We start from the raw sequence: 21,978 nt of genomic DNA on the forward strand, positions 1-21,978 counted from the left end.
CATCCTCCGGAGAGAGACCTTGCAGAGCAGTGTCGGCGCGCGCGCATACCAGAATGCGCGATTGGCAAAGAAGTTGAGGAAGCAGGCGGACGCCGTGATGTCCTTCGCGGTCGAGGCACTCGGCCAGGGCAGATTTGCGGAGGCCGAGACGCTCTGCCGCGAGATCTTGAAAGAGGTTCCGGATCATTTCCACGCCACGCACCTGCTCGGCTTGCGTGCGTATGGGGGCGGGCGGCTCGAGGAAGCGCAACAGCTGTTCGAGGGCGCAATCGCGCTCGATCCGCGCTCGCCCGATGCCCATGGCAATCTCGGGGCGGTGTATTTCGATCTGCAGAAATTCCAGAACGCCCGCGCATGCCAGGAGAAGGCCATTGCGCTGAAGCCGAATTGTCCGATCACCCTGACGAATCTCGGCAATACGCTACTGAACCTCGGCCTCGGCGAGCAGGCGATCGGACTGCACGAACGCGCCGTCCGGCTACGGCCGGACTATGCCGATGCGTTCTGCAATCGCGGCATGGCGGAGCTGATGACCGGCCAGTGCGAGCGCGCCAAGGAGAGTTTCGATCGCGCCCTCTTGTTTCAGCCGCGGCACGCCGAAGCGCTCGCCGGCAAGGGCATGGTGTGCATCGAGCTTCGTCACTACGCGGAGGCGGAAGCCGCCCTCGCGGCAGGCCTCGCGATCAAGCCGGGCTCACCGAGGATTCTGGCGCAGCGCGGACGGCTCAACTTCGACCTGTACCGGCTGGAGCAGGCGGCCGTGGACTTCGATGCGGCGCTGGTGCAATCGCCAAGGCTCGAGCTCGCGCTGCGCGGCAAGGCGCAGGTCAACCTTCTGTTGGGGAACACGACGCAGGCGATCGCCGCCGTCAAGACCCTGCTCGAGGACAATCCGCGGTCCGATTACGCGATCGTGCTGCTCGGCGCCTGCTATGCGAACCAGGGAGATGTCGCGACGGCGCTCGAGCACCTCGACGCGGCGCTCGAGATCTCGCCGGATTATGCGGATGCCATCGCACGCAAGATCTTCATCCTGGATTATCTGCCGGAAGCCGATTTCGCGATCCAGCAGGCGGCACGAAAATCCTGGTGGGATGCGATCGGCGCCGGATTGCCGCAACGGACACCGCCACCCCGGGAGCTCGATCCGGGCAGGCGGATCGTGGTCGGATATGTCGCGTCGGAATTCAGGAACCACTCGGCAGCGTTCGCGCTGTTGCCGGTGCTGCGCCATCATGATCGCGCCCGGTTCGAGATCGTCTGCTATTCCTGCTGGCCGTTGCAGGATGAGATCACCGGGAGATTCAAGCCTCTCGCGGACGTCTGGGTCGACGCCGCGCAGCTTTCGGACGACGAACTGGCCGATCGTATTGAGGCCGACAAGATCGATATTCTGATCGACGTGTCGGGGCACACGGCCGGCAACAGGCTCCCTGTCTTCGCCCGGAAGCCGGCCCCAATCCAGGTCACGGGCTTCGGACATGCCACGGGGACGGGCCTTCAGACCATGGACTACGTGCTTGCGGATCCGATCTTCATTCCGGAATCTGCCCGCCATCTGCTGGCCGAGAAGGTTCATGATCTGCCGTGCCTGATCACGATCGATCCGATCCTGGATGTGCCGCCTTCGGAGCTTCCCATGCTCCAGAACGGCCATGTGACGTTCGGCGTATTCAACCGCATCTACAAGATCTCGGATGAGGCGATCCGGGTGTGGTCGAAAGTGATGCGTGAGGTGGCGGGATCGAAGATCATCATCAAGCACGGGCTGCTCGACGATCCCTTGCTGCGCGACGGACTGATCGCGCGGTTCGTCGGCCAGGGCATTGCCGAAGAGAATATCACCTGCCTCGGCTCGACCTCGCGCCACGAGCATCTGCTGGCCTTTGCGAAAGTCGACATCTCCCTCGACACATTCCCGCAAAATGGCGGCATCAGCACCTGGGAATCCCTCTATGCGGGCGTTCCGGTCGTCGCCAAGCTCGGCAAGGGCGCCTCGTCGCGCGCCGGCGGCTCCATCGTAACGGCCGTCGGCCTTGGCGACTGGGTCGCTGAGGATGACGACGGCTATGCCGCGATCGCATGCAAATATGCGGCGCAGCCCGCACATCTGGCCAAGTTGCGGGCGGATCTGCCGGCACGGATCGCAGCCTCGCCTGCCGGCAACGTCGAACTCTACACGCGTGAGGTCGAAGCGGCCTATCGCCGGTTCTGGCACGAGCATTGTGCCGCCGCCTCGGAATGCGGCGAGGGGGCATAGCCGGCCAGGCGCGTCGCTCCGGGAAATCCCGGGGGCGATGCTGGTCCCCTGACCGGCCGGCCGGGCTCGCGAATCAGCTAGACTCTGCCGAGGGCATCCTCCGGAGAGACACCTTGCAGAGCAGCGGCGGCGGCGCGCGCGCATTCCAAAACGCGCGATTGCAGAAGAAATTGATGAAGCAGGCCGACGCCGTCATCGCCGCTGCGGCGAGCGCCTATGGCCAGGGTCGATATGCCGAGACCGAGGCGCTGTGCCGTGAAATCCTGAAAGCCCTTCCGGATCATGTCGACGCCACGCACCTGCTCGGGATGTGCGCCCATGACGGCCGGCGCCTCGAGGAGGCGCAGCAGCTGCTCGAGCGCGTGATTGCGCTCGATCCGCGCTCGCACGATGCCCATAACAATCTCGCGACCGTGCATTTCGACCTCGGCAATTACCAGGAAGCGCGGCAGTGCCAGGAGAGGGCGATCGCGCTGAAGCCGAACTTCGTGGTCGCACTGACCAACCTCGGCAACACGCTGATGCATCTGGGGCTGTACGGACAGGCGATCGAGCTGCACGAGCGCGCCATCAAGTTGAAGCCGGACTACGCCGATGCGTTCTGCAATCGCGGCATGGTCGAGATATTGCTTGGACAAGTCGAGCGCGCCAAGGAAAGTTTCGATCGCGCTCTGCTGTTCCAGCCGCGTCACGCCGAGGCCATCGTCGGCAGCGGCATGGTCAGCATGGAGCTCCGGCACCACGAAGAAGCCGCAGCCAAGTTTGCCATGGCGCTGGCGATCAAGCCCGGCGCGCCAAGGATCCTGGCCCAGCGGGGGCGGCTCAGTTACGAGCTGCAGCGCTTGGAACCCGCGCTTGCGGATTTCGAAGCGGCGCTTGCGGTTTCGCCCAAGCTCGAACTCGCCCTGCGAGGGAAGGCACAAGTCTGCCTCGTCATGGGAAAGACCGCGCCGGCGATTGCGGCCGTCACCGCCTTGATCGAACAAAATCCGCGCTCCGAAATCGGATTGGCGCTGATGGGCTTCGCATTTTCGACCCAGGGAGAGATGGACACTGCGATCGAATATCTCGATCGCGCGCTGGCAGTCCGGCCGGACTACGGGGATGCGATCAGGGGAAAGATCTTCTTGCAGGACTACCGCCCCGAGGCCGATTTCACGGTCCAGCAGGCGGCGCGAAAATCCTGGTGGGATGCGATCGGCTCCAAGCTGCCGCAAAGGACGTTGCCGAAGCGGCCGCTCGATCCGGAAAAGCGGATCGTGGTGGGCTATGTCGCGGCCGAATTCCGGCAGCACTCGGCGGGACTCACCCTGCTGCCGGTGCTGCGCAATCATGATCACGCCAAGTTTGAAATCATCTGCTACTACTCCTGGCCCGGAGCGGACGAGTACACGGCCAAGTTCAAGGAACTGGCGGATGTCTGGGTTGACGCTTGGGGGCTTTCGGACGACGAACTCGCCGACCGCATTCAGGCCGACAATGTCGACATCCTGATCGACGTTTCGGGCCACACGACCGGCAACCGGCTGCAGTGTTTCGCGCGCAAGCCGGCCCCGATCCAGGCCACGGGCTTCGGACACGCGACGGGCACGGGCATGCCGACCATGGACTATGTGCTTGCCGACCCCATTTTCATTCCACCGTCGGTCCGGCATTTGTTTCCCGAAAGGATCCACGATCTGCCATGCCTGATCACGATGGAGCCCGTGACTAATCTGCAGCCTTCCGAGCTGCCGATGCTCCGCAACGGCTACGTCACCTTCGGCGTGTTCAACCGCATCTACAAGATCTCGGATGATGCGATCCGCGTGTGGTCGCGCATCATGCGGGAGGTGCCGGGATCGAAGATCATCCTCAAGCATGGTTTGCTCGATGATGCCCTGCTGCGCGACAGCCTGGTCGCACGCTTCATCGCGCAGGGCATTGCGGAGGAGGACATCACCTGCCTTGGCACCACCTCGCGCGACGACCACCTGATGGCCTTTGACAAGATCGATATTTCCCTCGACACGTTCCCGCAAAACGGCGGCATCAGCACCTGGGAATCCCTCTACAAGGGCGTACCCGTCGTCGCCAAGCTCGGCATCGGAGCCTCCTCGCGTGCCGGCGCCTCCATCGTGGCCGCCGTCGGCCTCGGCGACTGGGTCGCCGAAGATGACGATGGGTATGTCGAGATCGCCCGCAGGTTTGCCTCGCAGCCAGAGCATCTGGCGAAATTGCGCGCGGGTTTGCCGGCGCAGATCGCAGCCTCGCCCGCCGGCAATGTCGAGATCTACACGCGCGAGCTCGAAGCGGGTTACCGCCAGTTCTGGCGCGATTATTGTGCTGCCACAGCGGAACGCGGCGAGGTGGCGTAGGCGGGGCAGGCGCCCCAAGCGATGGCTCGGCCAGGTGCTGCGGTGAGCCCCGGGATATCCCGGGGGGACCCCCGGTCACGCCGACCGCCCGTCGCGGCGCGCGAATCAGTTAGACTCGCCACGGGCCATCTTCCGGAGAGACACCTTGCAGAGCAGCGCCGGCGCGCGCGCATTTCAGAATGCGCGATTGCAGAAAAAGTTGAAGAAGCAGGCCGACGCCATCATCTCCGCCGCGGCGAGCGCCTATGGCCAGGGCAGATATGCGGAGACCGAGGCACTCTGCCGCCAGATCGTGCAAGCCGTTCCGGATCATTTCGACGCCACGCACCTGCTCGGCCTGAGCGTGCAACAGGGCGGGCGCCTGGAAGAGGCGCAACAGCTGCTCGAGCGCGCGATCGCGATCGATCCGCGTTCGCACGAGGCCTACAACAATCTTGCTGCCGTACACTGTGCGCTTCACAAATTTGAGGCCGCCCGCGCGTGTCAGGAGAAGGCGATCGCGCTGAAGCCGAACTTTCCGCCGGCCCTGACCGGCCTCGGCAATACCTTGCTCCAGATGAACCTGCCCGAGCAGGCCATCGAGCTGTACGATCGCGCGATCAAGCTGAAGCCCGACTATGCCGATGCGCTCTGCAATCGTGGCCTGGCCGAGCTGGCGCTGGGCCAGTTCGAGCGGGCCAGGCAAAGTTTCGAGCGTGCTCTGTTGTTTCAGCCGCGGCACGCCGAAGCGCTCGTCGGCAAAGGCGTGGTCAGCATCGAGCTCAAGCACTACGACGAGGCGGAAGCCGCGCTCGCAGCGGCGCTCGCGCTCAGGCCCGGTTCGGCGAAGGTCCTCGCGCACCGCGGCCGGCTCAATGTTGCGCTGTCGCGGCCGGAACGAGCGGCCGCGGATTTTGACGCAGCACTTGCGCTTTCGCCCAAGCTCGAAGTGGCGTTGCGGGGGAAGGCGGAAGTCTCGCTGAGTTTGGGAAATACCGCGCAGGCGATCCTGGCCTGCACGGCGTTGCTCGAGGAAAATCCGCGCTCTGCGATCGCGCTCGCACTGCTGAGTTCCTGTTTTGCAAACCAGGGAGAGATCGCGGCCGCTATCGAACATCTCGACGCCGCCCTGGCGATCGCACCGGGCGAGCCGGACCTGATCGCGCGGAAAATCTACTTTCTGGACTTTCTCTCCGACGCGGACTTCGCGATCCAGCAGGCGGCGCGCAAATCCTGGTGGGATGCGATCGGCGCCAGATTGCCGCAAAGGAAGCTCGCGCCCCGGCAGTTCGATCCCGACAGGCGGATCGTGGTCGGTTACGTATCCGCAGAGTTCTGGTACCACTCGGCGGCGTTCGGTCTGTTACCGGTGCTCCGCCATCACGATCGCGCCCAATTCGAGATCGTCTGCTATTCGTGCTCTCCGACGCGAGACGAGATGACCGCCAGGTTCAAGTCGTTGGCGGACGTCTGGGTCGACGCCTCGCAGCTTTCGGACGACGAGCTGGCCGATCGTATTGAGGCCGACAAGGTCGATATCCTGATCGACGTGTCCGGGCATACCACCGGCAACAGGCTCCCTCTCTTCGCCCGCAAGCCGGCTCCGATCCAGGTGACGGGTTTTGGACACGCCACGGGGACCGGCCTGCAGACCATGGATTATTTGCTCGCGGATCCGATCTTCATTCCGGAATCGGCCCGCCATCTGCTGGCCGAAAAGGTTCATGATCTGCCGTGCCTGATCACGATGGATCCCATCCTGGATGTGCCCGCTTCGGAGCCTCCCATGCTCCGCAACGGCCATGTGACCTTCGGCGTCTTCAATCGCATCCCCAAGATCTCGGATGAGGCCATCCGGGTGTGGGCGAAGGTGATGCGCGAGGTGACCGGATCGAAGATCATCATCAAGCATACGCTGCTTGACGATCCGCTGGTGCGGGATGGCCTTCTCGCGCGTTTCTTGGCGCAGGGCGTCGGCGAAGAGAACATCACCTGCCTCGGCTCGTCCGAGCGCGCTGAGCATCTGCGGGCCTTTGCGAACGTCGATATTTCGCTCGATACTTTCCCGCAAAATGGCGGCGTCAGCACCTGGGAATCCCTCTATGCAGGCGTTCCGGTCGTGGCCAAGCTCGGCCACGGCGCCTCGTCGCGCGCCGGCGGCTCCATCGTGGCTGCCGTCGGTCTCAATGACTGGGTCGCCGAGGATGACGAGGGGTATGCCGCGATCGCGTGCAAATATGCGGCGCAGCCCGAGCATCTGGCAAAGTTGCGTGCAGAGCTGCCGGCACGGATCGCAGCCTCGCCCGCCGGCAATGTCGAGATCTACACGCGCAGGGTCGAGGAGGGTTATCGCCGGTTCTGGCGCGACCATTGTGCCGCGGCCTCGGAACGCGGCGAGGGCGCATAAACCGGCCGAACCGCGCGGACCTTGTGGACGCGCGTCCCCGGCCTGAGCGCGCCTGCAACGATCACACGAACGGCGGCTTGATGTTGCTGCGCTTCTCCAGCCACTCCGGCACCGGAAGGTTCTTGGCCCGCATGAAATCTGCGTTGAACAGCTTCGACTGATAGCGGCTGCCGGAATCGCACAGCACGGTGACGATGGTCTTGCCGGGCCCGAGCTGTTTTGCGAGGCGCATCGCGCCCACGATGTTGATGCCGGTCGAACCGCCGAGGCACAGGCCTTCGTGCTGGAGCAACTCGTAGATGGCGCTGACAGCTTCGGCATCGGGAATGAGATAGGCGTCGTCGACCTTGGCGGTCTCGACGATCGCAGTCGCGCGGTTGAGGCCGATGCCCTCGGTGATCGAGCCGCCGGGCGTTGCCTTGGCATCGCCGGTCCTGAAATATTCGTACATGCCGGCGCCGTGCGGATCGGCGCAGGCGATCCTCACGTTCTTGTTCTTCTCCTTCAGATAACGGCTGGCGCCGGCGAGCGTGCCGCCGCTGCCGACCGAGCAGACGAAGCCATCGACCTTGCCGCCGGTCTGCTCCCAGATCTCGGGTCCCGTGGATTCGTAATGTGCCTTGGCATTGTCGAGGTTGTTCCACTGGTCTGCGAACAGCACGCCATTGGGCTCGGTCTTGCGCAGCTCGTCCGCAAGCCGCCGGCCGACGTGTTGATAGTTGTTGGGGTTGGCATAGGGCAGGGCCGGCACCTCGATCAGCTCGGCGCCGCACAGATTCAGGAAGTCCTTCTTTTCCTGGCTCTGCGTTTCCGGGATCACGATCAGGGTGCGATAGCCGCGCGCGCTCGCCACGACCGCCAGGCCAATGCCGGTATTGCCGGCAGTCGCTTCCACCACGAGACCGCCGGGCTTGAGCTCGCCGCGCTTCTCGGCCTCCAGGATCATCCATTTGCCGGCGCGGTCCTTGACCGACTGGCCGGGGTTCATGAACTCGGCCTTGCCGAGAATGGTGCAGCCGGTCAGTTCCGAGGCGCGCTTCAGCTTGATCAGCGGGGTGTTGCCGATGGCTTCGACAACGTCGTTTCGAATGGTCATGTCGGGGAAATCGCTACCAAGGGGGTTGATCTGGTTAACCAGAACCTAGTGCTTGGGAGGGCAAAGGGGAAGGCTTTTGCGCTGCGGCGAAACCGGCTGAAGCGCCTGTCCAAACAGCGACATTCTCGAGCGCCGCGACCGGCGATGATGCGCTTGGCCGCGCGGCGGGATATCACTAGGAGGATATGACTGAACTCAGTCAGAGCACGGAAGATGATGGTCGTCACCAGCTCCTCCACGACCGCTTTTTTCCAAGGGCGAGTCGGGACGACATCAGGGAAAGTCGATGGCGGCCTGGATGGCCGAAGTCATACCTGCGCGAGGCATGGATTCCTTTCGACAACCGACAGCTTTGTGAGATGGCGGCCGGAGGGCGCGACCGAGCCGAAGCCGCGCGGGGCGTGGTGAGGCCGGATGGAAAGGCCGAGGTGCCGGTGTGGCCGCAATATCACATGAAATCTTGGTAAGCTTGTTCACATCTCCCGATGTTTTCAGAATGCGAGAAATATCTGCGAGACAGGTACCTTTTGCATTTTCATCGATCCGCTTCCGGCGCGTTGGTCCGTCCATCTCGCAACTGCGGGACTGTCCCGCGGTTCAGCGCCCGGCTAGTATCGACATCCAGGTTCCGCAGAAAGCACCGCCGCTGTGAACGAGTTGTCCAAAGCCCCCCGATTGTCCCGCCGCGAATCGGTTAATCCGGTTGCGCGGCGGCTTGATCTGCCCGGCGGGGGGTGGATGTGACACAGGATGTTCCGGCGATCGCCATGCGGCGGTCCGAAGGTTCTGCATCCCGGACGCGGCGCGCGGCGCGCTGGCTCGCGGTGTTGTGCCTCGCCGCCGGCTCGGGCGCGTGCGTGCTGACCCAGGACCTTCCCGATCCCGCCCTCGACGTTCCCACGCAGTACAAATACGCGGGCAAGGGCGATGCGCCGCCGTCATTGGATTGGTGGCGCGGCTTCCGCTCCGCAGAGCTGACGCAGCTGATGGAAGAGGCGCAGACCGTCAACCTCGACATCGCCGCCGCCGTCTCGCGCATCGTCCAGGCCGACGCCCAGGCGCGGCAGGCGGGCGCGGCGCTGTTGCCGAGCGTATCGACGGGCGGATCGGAAACCTATTCGCGCACCTCGGGCGCAAGCTCCTCGGGTCTGTCCATCGGCGGCCGCGAAGTCGTTAACTATTCGGCTTCGCTGAGCGCGAGCTATCAGCTCGACTTCTGGGGCCAGAACCGCGACGCGCTGCAGACGGCCGAGGAGACCGCCAACGCCAACCGCTTCGATCGCGACACCGTCGCGCTGACGACGCTGGCGGCCGTCGCCAACGCCTATTTCCAGGTGCTGGCCTCGCAGGACCGCATCAGGACGTCACAGCGCAACATCGCGAGCGCGCAGCGCATCCTCGACGCCGTCAGGGAACGGCGCAAGGCCGGCACCGGCACCGATCTCGATGTCGCCCAGCAGGAAAGCGTGCTTGCCAACCAGAAGGCCTTGGTGCCGCCGCTGCGCCAGACGCTGGATCAGAACGTCAACGCGCTCGCCGTGCTGGTGTCGCGCCCGCCGGAGAGCGTGCGCGTGCTCGGCGGCTCCCTGGACCGGGTCGCGATCCCGCGCGTGACGCCCGGCCTGCCGTCGGAGCTCCTGACGCAGCGACCGGACATCCGCCGGCAGGAGGCGCAGCTCGCCTCGGCGACCGCCAACATCGGTAACGCCCGCGCGCAGTTCTTTCCCGCCATCCAGCTCACCGGCAATGGCGGCTATCAGAGCTCGGCGCTGGTCTCGCTGTTCCAGCCGCATGCGGCCTTCTTCCAGCTCGTCGGCAGCGCCACCCAGCCGATCTTCGACGGCGGCAAGATCCTCGGCAATTTCGAATTCGCCAAGGCGCGGCAGGACGAACTGCTCCAGACCTACCGCAAGACTATCGTCCAGGCCTTTGCCGACGTCGACAATGCGCTGTTCTCGATCAAGCAGACCACGATCAAGCTGCAATTGCAGCGCGACGTCGTTGTCGCCTCGCGCCGCGCCTTCGATCTCTCCGAGCAGCAATTGCGCGCCGGCACCGCCGACATCGTGACCGTGCTCAACACTCAACTGACCCTGTTCCAGGCGGAAGACGCGCTGTCACAGGCGCAACTGGCCCGCCTGCTCGCCATCGTCAGCCTGTATCAGGCGCTCGGCGGCGGCTGGGAGCCGCGAATGGAGAAACCGGTCAATGCTCTTTAAGCCGGATACGAAGCAGGGCGCGGAAGAGGGGACGGCGAAAAAATCGCGCGGCCGCGGCTTCGTCATGACCTTGATCACGCTCGCCATCCTCGGCGGGCTCGGTTATCTCGGCTGGATCGCCACGCATCAGCAACAGGCCAACAACCGCAACCAGCGGCCCGATCTGCCGGTGCCCGTGTTGGCGGCGAGCCCGCGGGTACAGGACGTTCCGGTCTATCTCGACGGCGTCGGCGCGATCCGCGCGCTCAACACCGTGACGGTGCGCTCGCAGGTCGACGGCAAGCTGATCGCGGTCAATTTCACCGAGGGACAGGACGTCAAGAAGGGTGACGTGCTTGGCGAGATCGATCCGGCGATCTATCGGGCGCAATACGACCAGGCGGTCGCCAAGAAGGCGCAGGATCAGGCCCAGCTTGCCAACCAGCGCATCGACCTGACGCGCTATGAGCAGCTCGCCGCCTCCAATGCCGGCTCCAAGCAGCAGGCGGATACCCAGCGTGCGCTGGTTGCGCAGACCGAGGCACTGGTCAAAGCCGATCAGGCTGCGATCGACAACGCGGCGGCGACGCTGAGCTACACCAAGATCGTGGCGCCGCTCTCGGGGCGCGCCGGCCTGCGCCAGGTCGACCAGGGCAACATCATCCACGCCTCCGACACCACGGGTCTCGTGGTGATCACGCAGCTGCAGCCGATCGCGGTGTGGTTCAGCCTGCCGCAGCAGCAGATCATGCGGGTCAATGCCGCCGCGGCGAAAGGCGCGCTCGCGGTCGACGTGTTCGGCAATGACGGCATCACCGTGATCGATACCGGCAAGCTCACCGGCATCGACAACCAGGTTGACCAGACCACCGGCACGCTCAAGCTCAAGGCGGAATTTCCCAACGCCAATTACCAGCTCTGGCCGGGTCAGTTCGTCAATGTACGCCTCAAAGTCGAGACGTTGATGCAGGCGCTGGTGGTGCCGACATCTGCCGTCCAGCGCGGCCCGATCGGGACGTTCAGCTATATCATCGGCGAGGACAATGTCGTCTCGGCCAAGCCGGTGACGGTGACCCAGCAGAACGAGCATGACGCCGTGATCGCAAGCGGCCTGTCGGCAAACGACAAGGTCGTCACAACGGGCTTTGCCAATCTGTCGGATGGCTCGAAGGTGACCATCGGCCGCGACGACCAGACCCCGTCGGCGGATCTCGCCCCGCGCAAGCGCGCGCGCGGGCCTGACGCCCAGAAGAAGGACGGCGCCAAGGAAGGCGCTAAGGAAGGTCAGAAGGACGGACAAGGCAAGGACGGCGAGTTCCGCGCCAAGCGCAAGAGCAGCGAGGGCGACCAGAAGGGACAGACCGGGCCGGCACCGGGGCCGGGGGCATCGGGATCTGGAGCCAAGCAGCCATGATCCCGACAACAGCCGCCTGAGCGGCAGGCAGATCCCATGGGTGTTTCCGAACCCTTCATCCGACGGCCGATCGCAACTTCGCTGCTCGGCATCGCGCTGCTGATCGGCGGGCTGCTGGGCTATTTCGCGCTGCCGGTCTCGGCGCTGCCGCAGGTCGATTTCCCGACCGTGCAGGTGACGACGCAGCTTCCCGGCGCCAGCCCCGACGTGATCGCCTCGCTGATCACCGCGCCGCTGGAGCGGCAGCTCGGGCAGATCCCGTCGCTGTCGGCGATGAACTCGACGAGCTCGTTCGGCGTCAGCCAGATATCGCTGCAATTCGACCTCAACCGCGACATCGACGGCGCCACTCAGGACGTGCAGGCTGCGATCAATGCCGCGGCGGGCGTGCTGCCCAAGACGCTGCCTTACCCGCCGACCTACGCCAAGGTGAATCCGGCGGACGCGCCGGTGATGACGCTGGCGCTGCGCTCCGACACCATCTCGCTGCGGGCGATGAGCGACATCGCCGACACGCTTCTGGCGCAACGGCTGAGCCAGATCTCCGGCGTCGGACGCGTCTCGGTGCTCGGCGGGCTGAAGCCGGCCGTCCGTATCCAGGCGGATCTGGCGCGGCTCGCCGCCTACGGCATCGCCATGGAGGATCTGCGCACCGCAATCGCCAATGCCAATGTCTCGGGGCCGAAAGGCTCGCTCGACGGCGCGCAGCAATCCTACATCATCGCGGCCAACGACCAGATCGCCGCGGCGGACGCCTACAAGCCCGTCATCATCGCCTACCGCAATGGCTCGCCGGTCACCATCGCCGACGTCGCGCAGATCGTCGATGGCCTGGAGAACGACCGCACCGGCGGCTGGTACCAGGGCACGCCGGCCGTCATCATCGACATCCAGCGCCAGCCCGGCGCCAACGTGATCGACGTCGTCAGCCAGATCCGCGCCGAAATCCCCAAGGTGCAGCGCGCGATCCCGGCCGGCGTCAACCTCACCATCGTCTCCGACCGCACCGTCACCATCCGTGCCTCCGTGCGCGACGTGCAGTTCACGCTGGTCCTTGCCGTCGTGCTGGTGACGCTGGTGGTGCTGCTGTTCCTGCGCTCGCTGCGGGCAACCGTGATTGCGGGCGTGGCACTGCCGCTGTCGCTGATCACGAGCTTCGGCATCATGTATTTCGCCGGCTTCAGCCTCGACAATCTGTCGCTGATGGCACTCACGATCGGCACCGGCTTCGTCGTCGACGACGCCATCGTCATGATCGAGAACATCGTCCGCCACATGGAGAACGGCGACAGCGCGATGGAAGCCTCGCTCAAGGGCGCCAGCGAGATCGGCTTCACCGTGATTTCACTGACGGTGTCGCTGATCGCGGTCTTCATCCCGCTGCTGTTCATGTCGGGCCTCGTCGGGCGCATGTTCCGCGAATTCGCGCTGACCTTGACGATCGCGGTCGTCACCTCGGCCGTGGTCTCGCTGACGCTGACGCCGATGATGTGCTCGCGCCTGCTCAAGCACGCCCATGAGGAGCTGGCCGTGCCGGGATTGGCCGCGGTCAGCCGCTTCATCGACCGCACCGTCGAGGCCTATCACCGGACGCTGCTGTGGGTGCTCGAACGCCAGCGCGCCACGCTGGTCGTGACTTTTGCTACGCTGGTTGCGACCCTCGTCCTCTATGTCGTCGCGCCAAAGGGCTTCCTGCCGCTGCAGGACACCGCCTCGATCACGGCGGTGACGGAAGCGGGGCCCGACGTGTCGTTCGCGGAGATGCAGAAGCGGCAGGGCGAGGCCGCCGACGCCATCAAGGCCGACCCTGATGTGACCGGCGTGGTCTCGGTCATTGGCGCAGGCTCGGTCAACCCGACCACCAATGTCGGGCGTCTTGTCATGACGCTGAAACCTCGTGGCGAGCGGCACGACGATGTGAGCGTGGTGATCACCCGGTTGAAGGAGCGGGTGGCCGGCATCCCCGGCATGACCGTCTATTTCCAGCCGGTGCAGGATGTGCAGATTTCGACCCAGTCGAGCCGCTCGCAATACCAGTATACGCTGACCGGCACCGACGCGACGCTGGTGTCCGAATGGGCGCGCAAGCTGGTCACGGAGATGCGGCGCGATCCCTTGTTCCGCGACGTCTCGTCGGAGGCACAGGAGGGCGGTCTGCGGGCGCAGCTCGACGTCGATCGCACCCGTGCGGGCCAGCTCGGCGTCAGCCTGCAAGGAATCACCGATACGCTCAACGACGCCTTTGCACAGCGGCAAATCTCGACCATCTACGGCCAGGCCAACCAGTACCGCGTGGTGCTGGAGGCGCTGCCGATGTACCAGCGCGATCCCTCGATCCTGTCGAAGCTTTATCTGCCGGGCGCCGCCAGCGCCACCGCCGGCGCGCCCAACGCCCAGGTGCCGCTGTCGGCCGTGGCGACCCTGAAGCGCACCACGGCGCCGCTGGCGATCTCGCACCAGGCGCAGTTCCCGTCGGTATCGCTCAGCTTCAACCTCGCGCCGGGCGCGGCGCTCGGCGATGCCGTCGACGCCGTGAAGACGATCGAGACCCGGATCGACATGCCGGGCAGCATCGTCGGCGTCTATGCCGGCGATGCCGCCGAGTTCGCCAAGGCGCTCGCCGGCCAGCCCTGGCTGCTGCTCGCCGCGGTGATCACGATCTACATCGTGCTCGGCGTTCTCTATGAAAGTTACATCCACCCGATCACGATTCTGTCGACGCTGCCCTCGGCCGGCGTCGGGGCGATCCTGGCGCTGGTTCTGTGCGGGCAAGACCTTTCGGTGATCGGCCTGATCGGCATCATCCTGTTGATGGGCATCGTCAAGAAGAACGCGATCATGATGATCGACTTCGCGCTCGAGGCCGAGCGCGGGCGGGGCATGTCGCCGCACGAAGCCATCGTGCAGGCCTGCCTGTTGCGCTTCCGCCCGATCATGATGACGACACTGGCGGCGCTGTTCGGCGCGCTGCCGCTCGCGATCGAGAGCGGCACCGGCGCCGAGCTGCGCTTCCCGCTCGGCATCTCCATCATCGGCGGCCTGCTGCTGAGCCAGCTGCTGACGCTCTACACGACGCCCGTGATCTATCTCGCGCTCGACCGCATCAACCGCCGCCTCGAGCAGGCGATGCCGCCGGCCGAATCCGGCGACCCGCCGGTTGCCGGCGCGACCGAGGGGATGCAGTGATGGCATCGATCTCGGAGCCCTTCATCCGCCGCCCGGTCGCGACCACGCTGCTGTCGATCGGGTTGTTCCTGCTGGGTGTGGTCGCCTACCAGTTCCTTCCCGTCGCCTCGGTCCCGAACGTCGACTTCCCCGCCATCTTCGTCTCGGCCAGCCGGCCCGGCGCCGACCCGGCCGTGATGGCGGCGACGGTGGCCTCGCCATTGGAACGGCGGCTCGGCGAGATCGCCGGCATCAACCAGATCACCTCGACCTCGACGCTCGGCTCGACCAGCATCCAGCTCCAGTTCGACATCGGCCGCAACATCGACAAGGCCGCGCGCGACGTGCAGGCGGCGATCAACGCCGCGATGGTCGATCTGCCAAGCGACCTGCCGACGCTGCCGCGCTTCCGCAAGGCCAACACGGCCGGCGCGCCCGTCTTCGTGCTGGCGCTGACATCCAAGACGATCTCTGCAGCCGCAATCTACGACGTCGCCGACAGCGTGCTGGCGCAGCGCATTTCGCAAGTGCCGGGGGTCGGCAATGTGATGATCTCCGGCGCCGACCAGCCGGCCGTGCGGGTCCAGCTCAACCCCGTCGCGCTGTCGAACGCCGGCATCGCCACCGACGACGTGCGGACTGCGATCATCAATGCCAATCCACTCGGCCCGGTCGGCATCTTCAATGGCGAGCGGCAAAGCGAGACGCTGTCGCTGAACAAGCAGATGCGCACCGCGAAAGAGTTCCGCGACATCGTCATCAAGAGCTCCAACGGCAATTTCGTGCGGCTCTCCGACGTCGCCGACATCGAGGATTCCGTCCGCAACGCCCGTTCGATCGCGTGGTTCAACAAGCAGCCGGCGGTGCTGATCCAGATCGTCAAGCAGGGCGATGCCAACGTCATCGACACCGTCGATCGGGTGAAGGCGCTGATCCCCGAGCTGAAGCAATGGATTCCGGCCGGCGTCGAGATTTCGACCCTGGTCGACCGGACCGGCACGATCCGCGCCAGCGTGCTCGACATGCAATGGACCTTGCTGGCGACCGCGATCCTGGTGATGGTCGTGGTGTTCGTGTTCCTGCGCAGGCTGACGCCGACGATTGCGGCCGGCATCTCGGTGCCGCTGGCACTGGCTGGCACCTGCGCCGGCATGTGGGTCGCGGGCTTCTCGATCGACAATCTCTCGCTGATGGCGCTCGCGATTTCCGTCGGCTTCGTGGTCGACGACGCCATCGTCATGATCGAGAACATGTATCGCAATCTCGAGCATGGCATGCGGCCGTTCCGGGCGGCGCAGGAGGGCGCGAAGCAGATCGGCTTCACCGTGGTTTCGATCAGCCTGTCGCTGATCGCGGCGTTCACGCCGCTGATCTTCATGGATGGCGTCGTCGGCCGCCTGCTGCGTGAATTCTCGCTGACGCTGACCTTCGCCATCCTGGTTTCGACGCTGGTGTCGCTCACGGTGACGCCGATGATCTGCGCCCATTACATCCGGCAGACCACGTCCGGCACGGCGACCCTGTTCGATCGGCTGATCGAGGGCTCGCTGTCGCGGATCGTCGCCTTCTACACCCGAACCTTGCGCACCGTGCTGGACTACCCGCTGGCGACGCTGCTGGTGTTCTTCGCCACCATCGGCCTCACGGTGACGCTCTACATCAAGGTCCCCAAGGGCTATTTCCCGACCGACGATTCCGGCTTCGTCATCGGGGCCACGCGCGCCTCGGCCGACATCTCGTTCCAGTCGATGCTCGGCCTCCAGCAGCGGCTTGCCGACATCGTGATGCAGGATCCGGCCGTCGCCGGCATCGGCTCGACCGTCGGCGCCGGCGGCGGGCCGGGGGGAGCGACCTCGAACCGCGGCATCATGTATATCAGCCTGAAGCCGCCGGAGGAGCGCGACCACGTCTCGACGCAAGTCGTGATCGATCGTCTCAGGCGCGCGTTGTACCCCGTGCCCGGAATCCGCCTCTTCATGTTCGCCGCCCAGGACGTCCGTGCCGGCGGGCGGCAGAGCGATTCCGACTACCAGTACACGCTGACCAGCACCGACCTCAGTCTGCTGCAGAAGTGGGCGCCGATCGTCGCCAAGCGCATGGAGAGCGTCGAGGGGATCACCGACATCTCCAGCGACCGCGACCCCGGCGGACTTCAACTGACCTTGTCGATCGACCGCCAGAAGGCCTCGGCGCTCGGCGTCAGGGTTCAGGACATCGACAACGCGCTGAACAACGCCTTCTCGCAGCGGCAGATCTCGATCATCTACACCCAGCGCAACCAGTACATGACCGTGCTGGAGATCGATCCGAAATTCCAGGTCGATCCCTCCAACCTCGAGCGCATTTTCGTCGCGGGCGCAGGCGATGCGCAGGTGCCGCTGTCGGCCGTCGTGCACGCAACGCGCGGTCTTGCCGCGCTCGCGGTCTATCACTCGCAGTCGTTCCCCTCGACGACGGTTTCGTTCAACCTGTTGCCGGACGTGCAGCTTCAGGCGGCGACGCAAAACATCCAGCGGGCTGTCGAGGAGCTGCACATGCCCGAGGGCATCCGCGGCAGCTTCGACGGCAATGCCGGCGACTTCGCCAAGACCAGCGGCCGCCAGCCGCTGCTGATCCTCGGCGCGCTGGTGGCGATGTATATCGTGCTCGGGGTGCTCTATGAGAGCCTCGCCCATCCGCTCACGATCATCTCGACGCTGCCCTCGGCCGGGTTAGGGGCGCTGCTCGCCCTGCAGCTCACCAACACGCCGCTGACCGTGATCGCCTTCGTCGGCATCATCCTCTTGATCGGCATCGTCAAGAAGAACGGCATCATGATGGTCGATTTCGCGCTCGACGCCGAACGCCAGCGCGGCCTGTCTTCGGCGGAGGCGATCTTCGAGGCCTGCCAGGCGCGCTTCCGTCCGATCCTGATGACGACCATGGCGGCGCTGTTCGCCGGCATTCCGCTCGTGGTGGCGACCGGCCCCGGTACGGAGCTGCGCCGTCCGCTCGGCATCACCATCATCGGCGGCCTGTTCGTCTCGCAGATCCTGACGCTCTACACCACGCCCGTGATCTACCTCCTGATCGACCGCCTGCGGCGGCGGTCCGCGCCGCGCCCGCTGGCTGCGCCCGCGGAATAGGTTGTTGAAGGGCCACATCAAGCGTATAGCGGCGGCCATGTCGAAGCCGCCTGAAACCATCGCCGCCGCGCCGGCCGAGCCGATCCCCGAATGCCCGCATTGCCAGAAGCCGATGCCCCTGTGCATCTGCGACAGCGTCACCCCGATTGAAAACCGGCTGTCGCTCCTGATCCTCCAGCATCCGCAGGAGCAGGACAGGGCGCTCGGCACCGCGCGCCTGCTCGCCCGCCATTTCGCCGATGCCACGGTGAAAGTCGGCCTGTCCTGGCCGAGCCTGTCCAAGGCGCTGGGGCGGCCGGTCGAGAATGCCGCGCGCTGGGCCGTGCTCTATCTCGGCTCGGCGCGTGCCGCCGATCTCGAAGCCGAAGGCGAGATCGTCGCGCTCAACCGCAAGGGCGAGGTCGCGGACAACCAGCGCGCGATCCTGGGCAAGCTCGAAGGCGTCGTGCTGCTCGACGGCACCTGGAGCCAGGCCAAGGCACTGTGGTGGCGCAATCCCTGGATGCTCAAGTGCCAGCGCGTGATCCTCAACCCGGCGCATCCCTCGCGCTATGGGCGCCTGCGCAAGGAGCCGCGCAGCGACGGGCTCTCGACCATCGAGGCCGCGGCAACGATTCTCGCCGGTCTCGAGCGACGTCCCGACATCGCCGACACGCTGCATGCGAGTTTTGAACGGCTGTTGACACGCTACCGCGAGGTCCAGGCAGAGATGCCGGAATTGGCGCCAAAACCTGCGCCGAAGGGCCGGCGCGACTTCCGTCGGCGCAAACGAGCCTGACTTCGGCCCACTTGATCTGTACGGTTGATTGCACCGCGAGGCGCGGGCATTTTGAGGGCATCGATCGAAACCGGTCGCGATCCGCTTCCCTGTTGCGGCATCGGACAGCGGCATCCGAAGGGGCAGTCGAATTCAGGTCGCGGCGAAGGAAATTCTGACACAGGCGGCGCGGCCCGATCGTTGGGGCACGCTCGCGCTGATGGACATTTCGCTGCGCTACCGGCGAACCGTAATCGGCCCGCTCTGGATCACGCTGACCCTCGCTGCGACGATCGCGAGCGTCGGCACGGTCTATGCGGCACTGTTCAAGCAGGACATCGGCGCCTTCCTGCCGTCCTTCGCGGTCGGCCTGATCGTCTGGACCCTGATCGCCACGACGCTTCAGGAGGGCTCCAACATCTTCGTGGCGTCAGGTCATCTCATCAAGGCGGTGCCGGCGCCGCTGATCGTTCATGTCCTCCAGATGATCGCGCGCAACGTCCTCATCTTCGCGCATCACCTGGTGATCGTCGTGCTGCTCTATGTCGTGATGCCCTGGCCGCTGCACTGGAACATGCTGCTCGTGGTGCCCGGCTTTGCGATCCTGTTTCTCGTGCTGCTCGGTGGCGCGGTCGCGCTCGGCATGCTCTGTGCGCGTTTTCGCGACATTGGTTCGGCGATCGTCAGCGGCCTGCAGTTCATCTTCTTTCTCACACCGATCATCTGGACCGAGGACAGTGTGCGCGGCACCGCCTTTCACTGGCTGACGTGGGGCAATCCGTTTGCGACGCTGCTCGACCTCGTGCGCCGGCCGCTATTGTCGCAGCCGACCTCTGCGGAGCAATGGCTGCTGGGGGCGGTCTATGCGATCGTCGTGACCGTCATCGGCCTCGGCTGTTACGCAAGATACCGCCATCGCGTGGCGTATTGGCTGTGATGCGCGCATGACCACCACGGCCCACATCGTGCTACGCGACGTCTCGGTCACATTTCCGGTGCTGTCGTTTCGCGATCGTTCGCTGCGCAGCCGGTTCGTCAGCGCCGTGACGCTGCGGCGGAAGGCGGCGGTCTCGCACCTCATCACGGCCTTGAACGAGGTCAGCCTCGACATCCGCGCCGGCGACCGCCTCGCCATCATCGGCGCCAATGGCGCCGGCAAGACCACGCTGCTGCGGGTTCTCGCCGGCATCTACCATCCGACGGCGGGGAGCATCGATGTGCTCGGCCGCTGCCTGTCGCTGTTCGATCTGTCGGCCGGCTTCGACGAGGAAGCAACCGGCTACGAGAACATCATGCGGCGCGGCCTCGTGATCGGCGCGCGGCGCGCCGAGATCGATGCGCGTCGCGCGGAGATCGCCGAGTTCAGCGAGCTCGGCGACCGCCTCGATCTGCCGCTACGCACCTATTCCAGCGGCATGATGCTGCGCCTGATCTTCGCGGTCGCAACCGCGGTCGAGGGCGAGATCGTGCTGCTCGACGAATGGATCGGCGTCGGCGACCAACAGTTCCGCAACAAGGCGCGGCAGCGGCTCGACGAGATCGTCGCCCGTGCCGGCATCCTGGTGCTCGCCTCGCACGACGTCGAACTGATCAAGAGCACCTGCAACCGGGCGATCCTGCTGGAGCAGGGGCGGATTACGGCGGCAGGCACGACCGAGGAGATTCTCGGCCGTTATCTCGGCGGGCCGGGCGGGGCGAAGGTCTAGCGCTTCAAGCCGGGCATCAAGCTGCTGAAACTCGTCGGGAAAGTGGGACGAAGGCGGTTGCCTAAACCCTGCATCCTCTATATTGCTCCGCCCTTACGGGGCCACGTGGCGGAGTGGTTACGCAACGGTCTGCAAAACCGTGTACACCAGTTCAATTCTGGTCGTGGCCTCCATTACAAATCCCTGATCTTTCAGCAAAATTCGATCTCAGCGCAGGTTCCGCCGATCCTGTGCGGCCGTCCACCGAGGTGCGAGGGGGCTCGGTCACCGGATCTGCCCGGGACGTGCTGGAAACGCTGATTCACGCCCGCTGGCATAGAGTTCGCATCTGCGAAGTGATGCGACTTTCATCAACGAGCGCTGGAGCACCCCGTGGGCGATATCGTCCGATTTGTCCCGAAAACCGAGCTTGAGCGGGCTCGTCTCATCCGTGAGGCCCGCGCGATCTATGACAGCATCTTTCCATCGGCCGCATCCGAGCGGGCGACGCAGGATGGCGAGGATCGCGTCAAGACCTGATCGTTGCCGGGCCGGGTTTGAGCTCTAGCAAAACGCCCGCGGGCGCGCTGCGATCAACGGCGAAAGCAGCCTTCAGCAGGCCGCGTACCAGCCGTCGGGAAACGGCAGGAGAGGCCAGGCGCCCTCATTGTCATTGGCCGCATTGGGCGTCGCGTCAAAACTCCGCGAGCGGAGCACGAACTCCTTCTCCGGCGCGGCAGCGAAATCTTCAATGACCATGGCGTCCCGGACGGCGTCCAGCAGCAAATTGAATTCGGCTTCGCTTCTCATCGCACCCTCGCACAACGCGGATGGCGCAATGTCGCAAAGCCGGTTTGTTACCCGATTGACCTGATCATTCGCATTTTAACGATCCGGCGATCGGGCCCCAATTGGTTAGCGATTTCTAAATCCCCTGGGGATCCTAGGTTCCTCCGCTGCGCCGACAGTGTGAAAGAGATCACATCCTGAGCGGTTTATTTCTCCTACCCCTTCGCACACCGACCAATGCAGGCCGGGGCGGGCAGGGCAGACAGGAGATTGGTCATGAAGGCGAGGTTCTTGCGGTTTGCGGGTGTGAAGAGCCGGGCGCGCCGCGCCTCGACGGTTGGGCTCTTCCTCACATTGTTCGCCTCCGCCGCCCACGCGCAAGGGACGGCCGAACAGCGCCGGGCCTGCACGCCAGACGTCTACCGGCTCTGCGCCGGCGAAATCCCCAACGTCCGCGCCATCACGGCGTGCCTGCGGCGCAACCGCTCGAGCCTGAGCGAAGCCTGCCGCAGCGTGTTCGATCAGGCCGGCGGCTGAACGCAGCAGCCTGTGGTTTTGTGCGCAGCAAGTCGCCCGACCCGCTGAGGAATCCGCGAAATCGGCCCCTGTGGATATGCTGCGGACAGACTGTGGATCAGGGACATGGCGAACTCGCAGATCGCGTAGCCCCGGGTGCAGTTCGTAGGGTGGATTAGCGAAGCGTAATCCACCTCTTCTCCTGCCACTGCGGCAGACGCGGTGGATGG

General features: G+C 65.1%; 13 protein-coding genes, 1 tRNA gene and 1 pseudogene. 13 read left to right on the plus strand and 2 right to left on the minus strand.

Going from position 1 to position 21,978, the window contains the following annotated elements; all coding sequences use genetic code 11:
- The first annotated feature begins 19 nt into the window (after nt 1–19).
- The 3 genes from IVB26_RS20615 (at nt 20) to IVB26_RS20625 (ending at nt 7,003) form a co-directional block, all read left to right on the plus strand.
- A complete protein-coding gene (locus IVB26_RS20615; protein ID WP_247967168.1) occupies nt 20–2,260 on the plus strand; it encodes a tetratricopeptide repeat protein in 2,241 nt (746 codons plus the stop codon).
- Nucleotides 2,261–2,373: 113 nt separating this feature from the next.
- Nucleotides 2,374–4,617 (plus strand): O-linked N-acetylglucosamine transferase family protein, encoded by a 2,244-nt coding sequence (locus IVB26_RS20620; RefSeq protein WP_458309280.1) that lies wholly within the window; start codon nt 2,374–2,376, stop codon nt 4,615–4,617.
- A gap of 145 nt (nt 4,618–4,762) precedes the next feature.
- Nucleotides 4,763–7,003 carry an O-linked N-acetylglucosamine transferase, SPINDLY family protein gene (locus tag IVB26_RS20625; RefSeq protein WP_247967170.1) on the plus strand — a complete coding sequence of 747 codons (2,241 nt, stop codon included), beginning with the start codon at nt 4,763–4,765 and terminating at the stop codon, nt 7,001–7,003.
- Nucleotides 7,004–7,064: 61 nt separating this feature from the next.
- Here IVB26_RS20625 and IVB26_RS20630 read toward each other — a convergent pair whose 3' ends face one another.
- A complete protein-coding gene (locus tag IVB26_RS20630; RefSeq protein WP_247967171.1) occupies nt 7,065–8,099 on the minus strand; it encodes a cysteine synthase A in 1,035 nt (344 codons plus the stop codon).
- A gap of 734 nt (nt 8,100–8,833) precedes the next feature.
- Between IVB26_RS20630 and IVB26_RS20635 the strand changes: the two genes are divergently transcribed.
- From IVB26_RS20635 to IVB26_RS20675, 9 genes and pseudogenes are all read left to right on the plus strand, one after another.
- A complete protein-coding gene (locus IVB26_RS20635; RefSeq protein WP_458309281.1) occupies nt 8,834–10,318 on the plus strand; it encodes an efflux transporter outer membrane subunit in 1,485 nt (494 codons plus the stop codon).
- Nucleotides 10,308–11,711: an efflux RND transporter periplasmic adaptor subunit gene (locus IVB26_RS20640; protein WP_247967172.1), complete on the plus strand. Its 1,404-nt coding sequence runs from the start codon at nt 10,308–10,310 to the stop codon at nt 11,709–11,711. Before IVB26_RS20635 ends, IVB26_RS20640 begins: the two co-directional genes overlap by 11 nt.
- 36 nt (nt 11,712–11,747) lie before the next feature.
- Nucleotides 11,748–14,897, plus strand: a complete 3,150-nt coding sequence (locus tag IVB26_RS20645; protein ID WP_247967173.1) for an efflux RND transporter permease subunit — start codon at nt 11,748–11,750, stop codon at nt 14,895–14,897.
- Nucleotides 14,897–18,001 (plus strand): efflux RND transporter permease subunit, encoded by a 3,105-nt coding sequence (locus IVB26_RS20650; RefSeq protein ID WP_247967174.1) that lies wholly within the window; start codon nt 14,897–14,899, stop codon nt 17,999–18,001. The genes IVB26_RS20645 and IVB26_RS20650 overlap by 1 nt, the downstream gene beginning before the upstream one ends.
- Before the next feature lie 37 nt (nt 18,002–18,038).
- On the plus strand, nt 18,039–18,779 hold the full coding sequence (locus IVB26_RS20655) for a tRNA-uridine aminocarboxypropyltransferase (protein WP_247967175.1): 741 nt from the start codon (nt 18,039–18,041) through the stop codon (nt 18,777–18,779).
- 199 nt (nt 18,780–18,978) lie between these two features.
- Nucleotides 18,979–19,695 carry an ABC transporter permease gene (locus IVB26_RS20660; RefSeq protein ID WP_247967176.1) on the plus strand — a complete coding sequence of 239 codons (717 nt, stop codon included), beginning with the start codon at nt 18,979–18,981 and terminating at the stop codon, nt 19,693–19,695.
- A gap of 163 nt (nt 19,696–19,858) precedes the next feature.
- Nucleotides 19,859–20,464 (plus strand): annotated as a pseudogene (locus IVB26_RS20665) (ABC transporter ATP-binding protein); the annotation flags it as partial.
- Between the two features lie 99 nt (nt 20,465–20,563).
- Nucleotides 20,564–20,637 (plus strand) — tRNA-Cys (locus IVB26_RS20670).
- Nucleotides 20,638–20,836: 199 nt separating this feature from the next.
- Complete coding sequence (locus IVB26_RS20675; RefSeq protein ID WP_247967178.1) at nt 20,837–20,983, plus strand: hypothetical protein; 147 nt, start codon at nt 20,837–20,839, stop codon at nt 20,981–20,983.
- 72 nt (nt 20,984–21,055) lie between these two features.
- On the opposite strand, the gene IVB26_RS20680 is transcribed toward IVB26_RS20675, so the two are convergent.
- Nucleotides 21,056–21,253, minus strand: a complete 198-nt coding sequence (locus IVB26_RS20680; protein ID WP_247967179.1) for a hypothetical protein — start codon at nt 21,251–21,253, stop codon at nt 21,056–21,058.
- Nucleotides 21,254–21,508: 255 nt separating this feature from the next.
- Between IVB26_RS20680 and IVB26_RS20685 the strand changes: the two genes are divergently transcribed.
- Nucleotides 21,509–21,769, plus strand: coding sequence for a hypothetical protein (locus IVB26_RS20685; protein WP_015686208.1), 261 nt, complete (start codon nt 21,509–21,511; stop codon nt 21,767–21,769).
- Nucleotides 21,770–21,978: the final 209 nt, after the last annotated feature.

The organism is Bradyrhizobium sp. 195 (genome assembly GCF_023101665.1).
In the GTDB taxonomy this organism is placed as follows: Bacteria; Pseudomonadota; Alphaproteobacteria; order Rhizobiales; family Xanthobacteraceae; genus Bradyrhizobium.

Excerpts from the sequence above, each read along its gene's own strand:
- IVB26_RS20630 (WP_247967171.1), bottom strand. The coding sequence starts at position 8,099 with ATGACCATTCGAAACGACGTTGTCGAAGCCATCGGCAACACCCCGCTG.
- IVB26_RS20660 (WP_247967176.1), top strand. The coding sequence starts at position 18,979 with ATGGACATTTCGCTGCGCTACCGGCGAACCGTAATCGGCCCGCTCTGG.
- IVB26_RS20645 (WP_247967173.1), top strand. The coding sequence starts at position 11,748 with ATGGGTGTTTCCGAACCCTTCATCCGACGGCCGATCGCAACTTCGCTG.
- IVB26_RS20680 (WP_247967179.1), bottom strand. The coding sequence starts at position 21,253 with ATGAGAAGCGAAGCCGAATTCAATTTGCTGCTGGACGCCGTCCGGGAC.
- IVB26_RS20650 (WP_247967174.1), top strand. The coding sequence starts at position 14,897 with ATGGCATCGATCTCGGAGCCCTTCATCCGCCGCCCGGTCGCGACCACG.
- IVB26_RS20640 (WP_247967172.1), top strand. The coding sequence starts at position 10,308 with ATGCTCTTTAAGCCGGATACGAAGCAGGGCGCGGAAGAGGGGACGGCG.
- IVB26_RS20655 (WP_247967175.1), top strand. The coding sequence starts at position 18,039 with ATGTCGAAGCCGCCTGAAACCATCGCCGCCGCGCCGGCCGAGCCGATC.
- IVB26_RS20685 (WP_015686208.1), top strand. The coding sequence starts at position 21,509 with ATGAAGGCGAGGTTCTTGCGGTTTGCGGGTGTGAAGAGCCGGGCGCGC.